The organism is Vibrio sp. 10N.261.54.A5 (genome assembly GCF_041471145.1).
In the GTDB taxonomy this organism is placed as follows: domain Bacteria; phylum Pseudomonadota; class Gammaproteobacteria; order Enterobacterales; family Vibrionaceae; genus Vibrio; species Vibrio crassostreae_C.
In genome coordinates, this window is record NZ_JBFRNU010000038.1 from 46,727 (window position 1) to 55,115 (window position 8,389).

The following is an 8,389-nucleotide window of genomic DNA, read 5'->3' on the forward strand; positions in this document are numbered from 1 at the left end:
TTATTGTCGAGCCGTTATGCCAATACAAACAAGCCATGAAACTGAATTACTCGAAGCCCTTTCGGAAGCTGAGAGTGCTAGCGCCTGCCTAATGGCTGCTTATGATGCATTGGACGACACGGTAGATGCCGTATTAAAAAACATCTTTAAGAAAGACGACACTGCAATTAAGTTCGTTGTCGAGCCACTTCTCAACAGTGGTGGGCCGTTAGGCGAGATCATGATTCGTGCTAAGTTGCTACTCGGACTTGGCGTGATCAGTAAAGAACTCTACGACGATCTAGAGGTTTTCGTTACCTTGAAAGAGTGGGCGAAAATACAGGGTGAAGACACCAGCTTTACAGAAGTTGATGTGATATTTGAGCTCAACAAGGTGCACGCGATTCAGCGTATTATGCCTATCGAATATGACGCGGAGATGGTGGAAACGATGTCTGGCCCAATGCTTGAAATGTTCTTGGGGCGACATAATCAAAAGGTGAAGTCGACGATCGTATTAGCTATCACTGACATTATCACTACCCTATGCCGAGATAACGCGCTGAGCTCTTAGCTCTAGTTTGCAGCTCTGCTTATCTTGTTTCACATCCTACATAACTTGTAGCTGTTCGTTCGTTTCAATACAAAGATTAAAATGATGGCGGTTTCTCTCGTTGGAGAAATCGCTTTGTTGTTTGTGTGCTTCTAAAAAATATCCGAAATATCTTCCCATTAAATACAAAAGCAGCAGGCACAAAAAAAGCCACATTCAGTGGCTTTTTCTATTCAAGACGCTCTCTTTATAAAAACGCCCTGCTATTCAAGACTATAGGAATTATAGGTCTTGGATGTTCTCAGCTTCTAGCTCTTGGAAGTAGCGTAGAGTCTTAACTTTTAGCTCTTGTTGAGCTGGCTCATCAGCAACGATGATAGCTTTACGGTGCATCTGTAGAGCTGTAACAGTCCACATGTGGTTTACAGAACCTTCGATAGCCATTTGAAGCGCTTGAGCTTTGTTGTGGCCTAGAGAAAGGATCATCACTTCTTCTGCATCTAGAAGAGTCGCAACACCGATAGTTAGTGCGTATTTAGGAACTTGGTTGATGTCGCCATCGAAGAAACGAGAGTTCGCGATACGAGTGTCTTCAGTCAACGTTTTGATACGAGTGCGTGAAGATAGAGAAGAACCTGGTTCGTTGAATGCGATGTGACCGTCGATGCCTACGCCGCCCATGAACAGGTTGATTTTGCCGTATGAACGGATTTTCTCTTCGTATGCTGCACAGTGAGCATCGATATCTTCAGCTTTGCCGTCTAGCAGGTTGATGTTTTCTGCTTGGATATCAACGTGGTTGAAGAAGTTCTCGTGCATGAATGTGCGGTAAGATTCTGGGTGGTTAGGGTCGATGCCAACGTACTCATCCATGTTGAATGTTACAACGTGCTTGAAGCTAACTTCGCCAGCTTTGTAAAGTTCAATTAGCTCAGCGTAAGTAGTTAGAGGTGTGCTACCAGTAGGAAGACCTAGTACAAATGGACGCTCAGCCGTTGGAGCGAACTTGTTGATTGAATCTGCGATATGACGAGCAGCCCATTTACCTACTTTAGCTTTGTTGCTTAATGGAATAAGTCTCATTGATTTTGCCCCTAGAAATAAAATTTTATAGTGTTCTGAAACATTAATTCGCATTATAAAATAAGTTATCCAGTTCCGCTATTGTTTTAGGTCAAGTTTTTGCTTTTTTCGTCGTAACTGTGACTGGAACTCTCAAAATTGCACAATTATTGTATGGATATTTGGTGGCGTTAAACAAGATTAATACGTTTGTCATATACAGCAATGTTGATCTAATTCAGCACCTGAAAGGGTTGGTGTGTTTCTATGCCTTGATACGATTATTGCAATAATGGCATCGCTCGAACCATTGACGAATTTTGGTGCATTAACGTGTTTCGAGTATAAACAAGCGTTGAGCGTATAGTTGAAACTAGAAAAATAATGATGGCAATGGAGCGCTATCGTGATAAAAGACAGGGGCAGGATGAAGAACGATGAATCTCAGTGGGATGAATACCCATAAGATTGAACGAGAGCTGTGTTTTAGTCACGCTATCGCTATGAATTGTATATAAATATTGGTAAAAATGGATAGGTTGGCTAAACTTACCAATTACAAAGAAGATGTGTGTTTGAAGGCAAAAAAAAGCCCAAAGTGATGAGGTATCACTTTGAGCGATTTTACTAATCTTCTAACACTAACTCACTTTCGTATTCTTCCCTAGATACGTCGCCGCGTTTGCAGCCGTTTAGGGTGTGAAAGCGACGGCGTCCACGAGCCAGTTGAATGTACTTCAACCAAACACGCTCTAACTTGGACTTTGCCTTATGAGGGTGAGACAACACTTTAATGAAGTGTTTTTCTTCTGCATTGATTGGTGCTAGTTCACCAGTTTCAAGTGCAAGCATAGTGTCACCAAACAAGGTTAGGATTTCCTCTTCTGAAAGAGTAAAATCACCCGACTTAGCGAACCCTCTCGGGAATTTAATGGTGTCATAAAAACGTTTTTTTCCGTGTCGGAATTCGGTCTCAGACATATCAGCCTCAGTAATGTGGTTAGATAGAAATTAGTGTTTATTGCTCACGCGAAAATATTGTTAAAAGGCTAAAATAGGAAACAAAATGTTTTTGCCTTTACGATAAACAATCCTAGATCGGCTAGTTAGCAGATTTATTACAGAGATGTATTTGATGGATGTGAAAGTATTTAGAACCTTTCTTGAGGTTGCAAGGGTGCGCCATTTTGGGCGTGCAGCTGAAAACTTGTATTTAACACAAGCGGCGGTGAGTGCGCGGATCAAACAGCTTGAAGGCTATTTTGATACTCAGCTCTTCATTCGTGACCGCAATAACATCAAACTCACATCTTCCGGTGAACGTTTGATTGGTTATGCCGAAGTGATGGTGTCCACCCTACAACAAGCCAAATTTGAGCTGTCGTTAGAGAGTGGTAAAGCCTTGCAGTTAACGCTGGGCGGCACGCCGAATATTTGGGATGCGTATCTGCAAAACTGTTTAAGTGTGGTAACCGACTCTTTTGGTGGTTACGGCTTTATGGCAGAGGTGATGGGGCGCGAGCAACTGAACCGTAATTTGTTAGAACGAACCTTAGATATGGCTTTCGCGTTCGATCAGATCAAAGCAGAAGAGCTGAACTGTAAAAAAGTCGCTGACTTGGTTTTGGTGTTGGTATCAACGCAGCAAGATGATCTGGAATCTGTATTTCAACATAAGTATGTTTATGTGGATTGGGGAACGCGCTTTGGTTCTGAACACGCAGAACGTCACCCTAAAGTGCCAGCACCGTACCTACGTACCTCTACAGCCCGTATCGCCCTCGATTTCATTTTAGAGAAAGGCGGCAGTGCGTATCTTCCGGTGTCTCTAGTCGAACCTTTTATCGATTCGGGTCAGCTGCACAAGGTGAAAGGGGTTGAAGACTGGTATCTCCCAATTTATCTGAGCTACCGTAAAAGCAGTACCTCGGTTGATGCGATCATGCAGGTTGAGAAGTTGGTTAATGAGATTGACCCATCGACGGCTTACACATTGCAGCAAGCCGCTGAACAAGCACCTGAGTAACGGCATTCGCGGTAAGCAGTGGCTTTGCTGATTAGATTCAATAAAAAATGGCTCCCAACTAATTGTATAGTTGGGAGCCATTTTTGTTTTAAACCAGAAATGTACTTCTTTTCGGAACTAGAGATCGTTTCTAATTCCATAAATATCGTTTAGGCCTGGTATGTGTAGCCTTTATTAAAAGCCCTATAGGTTCATTAGATTCTCAATAGACTCTTCAAGAGAGTGTGACATGTACGAATGGATTTGATTGCCATCCGTTGCGTCAATCTCGATCATAGAAATCCCGTTGTCCGCTTTGTCTTCAAGAAAGCTTAGAGACTGCTCGACTGATTGACTGGTGAGAACCTGTTGATTTGATAAAACAATACGACATGTGTGTAGAACCATAGCCTTTTCCTTTTTATATTCGATAGGTCTCTGCATCTTGGCGTGCTAAGTACCGATCGTTGACGTTGTGAGAAGAATGCCCTCTCTAGGTTAAATTTAGTCGAATTGAATAAAATTAAAACCCTTTTTTGTGATTTATCTGACCTTCGCTTCCGAAAGTGGCTAGCGACAATGGTGGTTCACGGTAAACTTTTAGGTATCGGATCAAACGCTATGGTAAGTGGGAAGAGTACGGCATGTCGAAAAAGATCAATCACAACAGCAGCTTAACCAGTGAGCAGTGCCATTTGGCTCGATATGCACGAGATGTTCGCTTTGATGGGATGTTTTTTACAGCGGTGAAAACGACAGGAATTTTTTGTCGCCCGATTTGCCCAGCCACACCACCCAAAGAAGAAAACGTCGAATATTTTTCCCATCAAGCTCAAGCATTGAAAGCGGGATATCGTCCTTGTTTACGTTGTCGACCAGACAGCGCACCTTTTTCGCCGGCTTGGAAGGGCGTCGAAACCACTTTCTTACGTGCGATGCAGTTGATTGATAATGGCGCTCTGAATTCAGGATCTATCGTCGACCTTGCAACGCGGTTAGGTATTTCAGATCGTTATTTACGAACCTTATTCGACAATTACATCGGTGTGTCACCCAAGCAATATAGTCTGTACAGTCAATTGATGTTTGCCAAGCAGTTGCTGCACACCAGTAGCATGAGCATTACTGATGTCGGCTTTGCTAGTGGCTTCAATAGTACGCGCCGTTTTAATGATGCCTTTCAAAAAGAGCTGCAGCTTTCGCCAAGCCAAATTAGGCGAGCGAAGCCAAGTGACACTCAGAGTAATCATATTCAGCTTGGTTTTCATGGACCCTTAGATTGGAACCACTTGTTGAGGTTTTATCGACGAAGAATGATTGAGGGCTTAGAAGGCGTTGGCGAAGATTATTATAAGCGCACGGTAAATGTGAACGGGTCAAAGGGTTGGTTCAAGGCGACTTTAGCCAAAGATAACCGCTTGGATATTGAATTCGAGTTGGATGATATAAGCCAATTAAGAAGCTTGATTGCGAATATCCGCCGTATGTTTGATCTTGATGTCGATATTGCCAAGGTTGAGACGTTCTTTACGACTATCGATCCTAACTTGGTGGCTAAGAGTGGTATCCGTATTCCTGGCGTGTGGAGTGCTTGGGAGGCAGGCGTGAGAGCGATTCTAGGACAGCAAGTTTCGGTAACCGCGGCGATTGGTCAGCTTAACTTATTGGTCAAAGAGCTTTCTGATGAACATGAGAAAGCCAGCTTCCCAACACCAAAACAGATAGCGGACGCTGATGTTAGCTTCTTGAGAATGCCGGGAAGCCGCAAAGAGACCCTAAAGCGTTTTGCCGAATACATGGTCGACAATGAAGCTGAGCATCCTTCCAAATGGATTGAGCTAAAAGGGATTGGGCCTTGGACTATTCAATATGCACTGCTTCGCGGGTTAAGCGAACCTAATCATCTGTTGGTTGGTGACTTGGTGGTGAAGAAGTTTATTGAGCATCGCCCCGCCATCAACACGGAGAGTGTTTCGCCTTGGGGTAGTTACGCCACGTTCCACTGTTGGAATCAGTCTTAATCGGAATACTAAGCTAGGAGATATCATGGACAACCGTTTTACTTACTATGAGAGCCCATTGGGAACCGTGACGTTACAGGCGAACGATGAAGGCTTGCTCGGCCTTTGGTTCGAGACACATACCACCAAGCCGGAACCGTTGGGTGTTCAAGATGATAGCTTTCCGATCTTTGCATTGGCTATCGAGCAGCTTAATCGCTATTTCTCGGGCGAAGTTATTCAGTTTTCTGTGCCGATTGCAGCCAAGGGCACGCCATTTCAGCAGTCGGTTTGGCAGGCGCTGACGACCATTCCTTATGGAGAGACTTGGAGCTATGCACAACTGGCCGATGCGATAGGCAATCCGAAAGCCGTTCGTGCTGTGGGTTTGGCGAATGGCAAAAATCCGGTTTCAGTGATTGTGCCGTGTCACCGTGTGATTGGTAAAAACGGCAAACTGACGGGTTATGCAGGTGGCGTAGAACGTAAACAGCACTTATTGGTGATAGAGGGAAGAGAGCAAGACTAGCAAGCGATTTAGCCATGAGCCTGTCGAGATGCTGGCTGAATATCTCGTACTACTTAATGGTGAAGGCGAGTGGTTCTTAAAATATGACTTTGCATTAAAATCAACGCTTTCTGGGAAATATCGATTTGCTTGCATATTCTTTGACTATGTTCTCTAGGCAAGGATGCCCAAATGAATAGATTCCCCTTACTAATATCTGGCTGCAGCTCTGCATTATTGCTGACAGGTTGTTTAACTGATACCAGCCGACCTTTCGAGGTTCCACAGCTTGCTCTGTTCAAAGGTATGTATGAGAACGCAGATAATGACAGTTATCTACTTTTTGAATCCGGGCAAGTGACTTATCAAACAACGGATAATTCCGTGACTCGAACCTATCGTGTTGATGATGACTTGATCACCATTGAATTCAATTCTGGAAGCAGCCGAACTGACTCTAGACTAGTGATGCGCATTCAACAGAAGGGCGAGATTCTAACTTGCAACCAATGTCCAGCGATACAATTGAGTAACGTCTGGACACTTGTAGATAAGCCTGTGAAAGACAGTTCGAACTAGAAAAGATCTCCGAATTAGAAAAGATCGCCATTAAGCCATAGGTGTGCAGCGATACTGACGGCATAGCCAATCATGATCACTGGCATCCATTTCAAGTGGCCAAAGAAGGTGTATTTGCCATGCGCCGCGCCCATTAACGCCACACCTGCCGCACTACCAATAGATAACAAGCTGCCGCCAACGCCTGCGGTTAAGGTGATCAGTAGCCAGTTACCCATCGACATTTGAGGTTCCATCGATAACACGGCAAACATCACCGGAATGTTATCGACAATCGCAGATAAGATCCCCACCATGATGTTGGCCCAAATTGGATCCCATTGGCTATACATCACGCCAGAGGCAAGCTCCAAGTATCCCAGTAGACTCAAGCCACCGACACACATTACCACGCCGTAGAAGAACAGCAGAGTGTCCCATTCGGCATGGGACACTCTTCGAAATACATCAAAGGGCACGACTGAACCGAGTCGCTTCAATGCCCCCCCATCATTGTTGGCAATCGCCACCGCTTTTTTCTTCGCCAGTGAATTTGGTAAGGTCTTACGCAAGAAATAACCAAAGAACTGTAGATACGCCAGCCCCATCATCATGCCCATTACTGGAGGGAAGTGGAGTACGGCATGGAAAGCAACCGCAGTGCCGATGGTCATGATGAACAACAACACGATGCGTCTTGCACCGCGTTTTAATTCAACGTGCTGATGCACCGTGTCGGGTTGGGTTGTGGGAACAAAGTAAGACATGATCATTGCAGGGACGAGGTAATTCATCACGGAAGGAATAAATAAGGGAATGAATTCACTGAAGCTCACATAACCAGCCTGCCACACCATCAACGTTGTGATGTCACCGAATGGGCTGAACGCGCCGCCAGCGTTAGCGGCTATCACGATATTCACACAGGCTAGGTTAACGAATTTAGGGTTAGATCCTGCGACTTTCAGAACCACGGCGCACATCAATAGAGCTGTGGTGAGGTTGTCGGCGATCGGTGAGATAAAGAAGGCCAGAATACCGGTTAGCCAGAACAGAGAGCGGAAATTAAAGCCTTTGCCCACCATCCACGCTTGCAGCGCATCAAACAGTCTTCTCTCTTCCATGGCGCTGATGTAGGTCATGGCGACGAGTAGGAAAAGTAACAGCTCAGCGTATTCCAGTAAGTTGTGTTCGAGTGCTTGCTTAGCGACATCAACAAGGTTGTGTTCTTGGTAGATAAAACCAATGATTATCCAGATCAGTCCTGCTGCAAGTAACACTGGCTTAGATTTTCGGAGCTTTAGGTACTCTTCCATCATCACCACGATGTAGGCGACAACGAAAATGGTCAGGGATAGGTAGCCAGCGAATGAGTTGGTGAGCTTGAGTGGTTCTCCCAACTGAGAAGTGGCAGCACCTGCTACCGAAGAAAAGAGTAACAAAGAGAGAACAGCAGAAAGCTGGATACCTAACATGGATTACGCTCCGAAGTTAATAAGTTATTAACACGGGTAAAAGAGTAGACCTAAATAACCATGTGCAGTGTGATAGATATCTTAATAATTCAATAGATTATAATGAAAGGAATAGACTGTGATGTGAACGAAATACGGTCTTACATACTCAAAATTACTGTCTTCCACACTTAAGTTAAAGACTAAAGACTAAAGACTAAAGACTAAAGACTAAAGACCAAAGACCAAAGAAAAAGGTTCATCGCGGAT

General features: G+C 44.4%; 9 protein-coding genes. 5 read left to right on the forward strand and 4 right to left on the reverse strand.

Features of this window, described 5'->3' with window-relative positions; all coding sequences use genetic code 11:
* The first annotated feature begins 16 nt into the window (after window positions 1-16).
* Window positions 17-553 (forward strand): MltR family transcriptional regulator, encoded by a 537-nt coding sequence (locus AB4329_RS12245; RefSeq protein WP_198592367.1) that lies wholly within the window; start codon window positions 17-19, stop codon window positions 551-553.
* Between the two features lie 261 nt (window positions 554-814).
* Here AB4329_RS12245 and nagB read toward each other — a convergent pair whose 3' ends face one another.
* Window positions 815-1,615 carry a glucosamine-6-phosphate deaminase gene (nagB, locus tag AB4329_RS12250; protein ID WP_017057618.1) on the reverse strand — a complete coding sequence of 267 codons (801 nt, stop codon included), beginning with the start codon at window positions 1,613-1,615 and terminating at the stop codon, window positions 815-817.
* 606 nt (window positions 1,616-2,221) lie between these two features.
* A complete protein-coding gene (locus AB4329_RS12255; RefSeq protein WP_017061517.1) occupies window positions 2,222-2,575 on the reverse strand; it encodes a DUF413 domain-containing protein in 354 nt (117 codons plus the stop codon).
* A 154-nt stretch (window positions 2,576-2,729) separates the two neighbouring features.
* Between AB4329_RS12255 and AB4329_RS12260 the strand changes: the two genes are divergently transcribed.
* Entirely contained in the window at window positions 2,730-3,620 is an 891-nt protein-coding gene (locus AB4329_RS12260; protein ID WP_017061518.1) for a LysR family transcriptional regulator, read from the forward strand.
* Between the two features lie 183 nt (window positions 3,621-3,803).
* Here the strand turns inward: AB4329_RS12260 and AB4329_RS12265 are convergent, their stop codons facing one another.
* Entirely contained in the window at window positions 3,804-4,007 is a 204-nt protein-coding gene (locus tag AB4329_RS12265) for a hypothetical protein (RefSeq protein ID WP_017061519.1), read from the reverse strand.
* 236 nt (window positions 4,008-4,243) lie between these two features.
* On the opposite strand from AB4329_RS12265, the gene AB4329_RS12270 reads away from it, so the two are divergent.
* From AB4329_RS12270 to AB4329_RS12280, 3 genes are all read left to right on the forward strand, one after another.
* Complete coding sequence (locus tag AB4329_RS12270; protein ID WP_372138429.1) at window positions 4,244-5,620, forward strand: AlkA N-terminal domain-containing protein; 1,377 nt, start codon at window positions 4,244-4,246, stop codon at window positions 5,618-5,620.
* Between the two features lie 25 nt (window positions 5,621-5,645).
* Window positions 5,646-6,128 carry a methylated-DNA--[protein]-cysteine S-methyltransferase gene (locus AB4329_RS12275; RefSeq protein ID WP_372138430.1) on the forward strand — a complete coding sequence of 161 codons (483 nt, stop codon included), beginning with the start codon at window positions 5,646-5,648 and terminating at the stop codon, window positions 6,126-6,128.
* Between the two features lie 171 nt (window positions 6,129-6,299).
* Complete coding sequence (locus AB4329_RS12280) at window positions 6,300-6,686, forward strand: hypothetical protein (protein WP_372138432.1); 387 nt, start codon at window positions 6,300-6,302, stop codon at window positions 6,684-6,686.
* A 14-nt stretch (window positions 6,687-6,700) separates the two neighbouring features.
* Here AB4329_RS12280 and nhaD read toward each other — a convergent pair whose 3' ends face one another.
* The gene (gene nhaD / locus AB4329_RS12285) at window positions 6,701-8,140 is read right to left on the reverse strand and encodes a sodium:proton antiporter NhaD (protein WP_372138434.1); all 1,440 of its coding nucleotides are present in this window, start codon (window positions 8,138-8,140) and stop codon (window positions 6,701-6,703) included.
* Window positions 8,141-8,389 lie beyond the last annotated feature (249 nt).

Coding starts and splice junctions, on each gene's coding strand:
- AB4329_RS12280 (WP_372138432.1), top strand. CDS start 6,300: ATGAATAGATTCCCCTTACTAATATCTGGCTGCAGCTCTGCATTATTG.
- nagB (WP_017057618.1), bottom strand. CDS start 1,615: ATGAGACTTATTCCATTAAGCAACAAAGCTAAAGTAGGTAAATGGGCT.
- AB4329_RS12270 (WP_372138429.1), top strand. CDS start 4,244: ATGTCGAAAAAGATCAATCACAACAGCAGCTTAACCAGTGAGCAGTGC.
- AB4329_RS12265 (WP_017061519.1), bottom strand. CDS start 4,007: ATGGTTCTACACACATGTCGTATTGTTTTATCAAATCAACAGGTTCTC.
- AB4329_RS12245 (WP_198592367.1), top strand. CDS start 17: ATGCCAATACAAACAAGCCATGAAACTGAATTACTCGAAGCCCTTTCG.
- AB4329_RS12275 (WP_372138430.1), top strand. CDS start 5,646: ATGGACAACCGTTTTACTTACTATGAGAGCCCATTGGGAACCGTGACG.
- AB4329_RS12255 (WP_017061517.1), bottom strand. CDS start 2,575: ATGTCTGAGACCGAATTCCGACACGGAAAAAAACGTTTTTATGACACC.
- nhaD (WP_372138434.1), bottom strand. CDS start 8,140: ATGTTAGGTATCCAGCTTTCTGCTGTTCTCTCTTTGTTACTCTTTTCT.
- AB4329_RS12260 (WP_017061518.1), top strand. CDS start 2,730: ATGGATGTGAAAGTATTTAGAACCTTTCTTGAGGTTGCAAGGGTGCGC.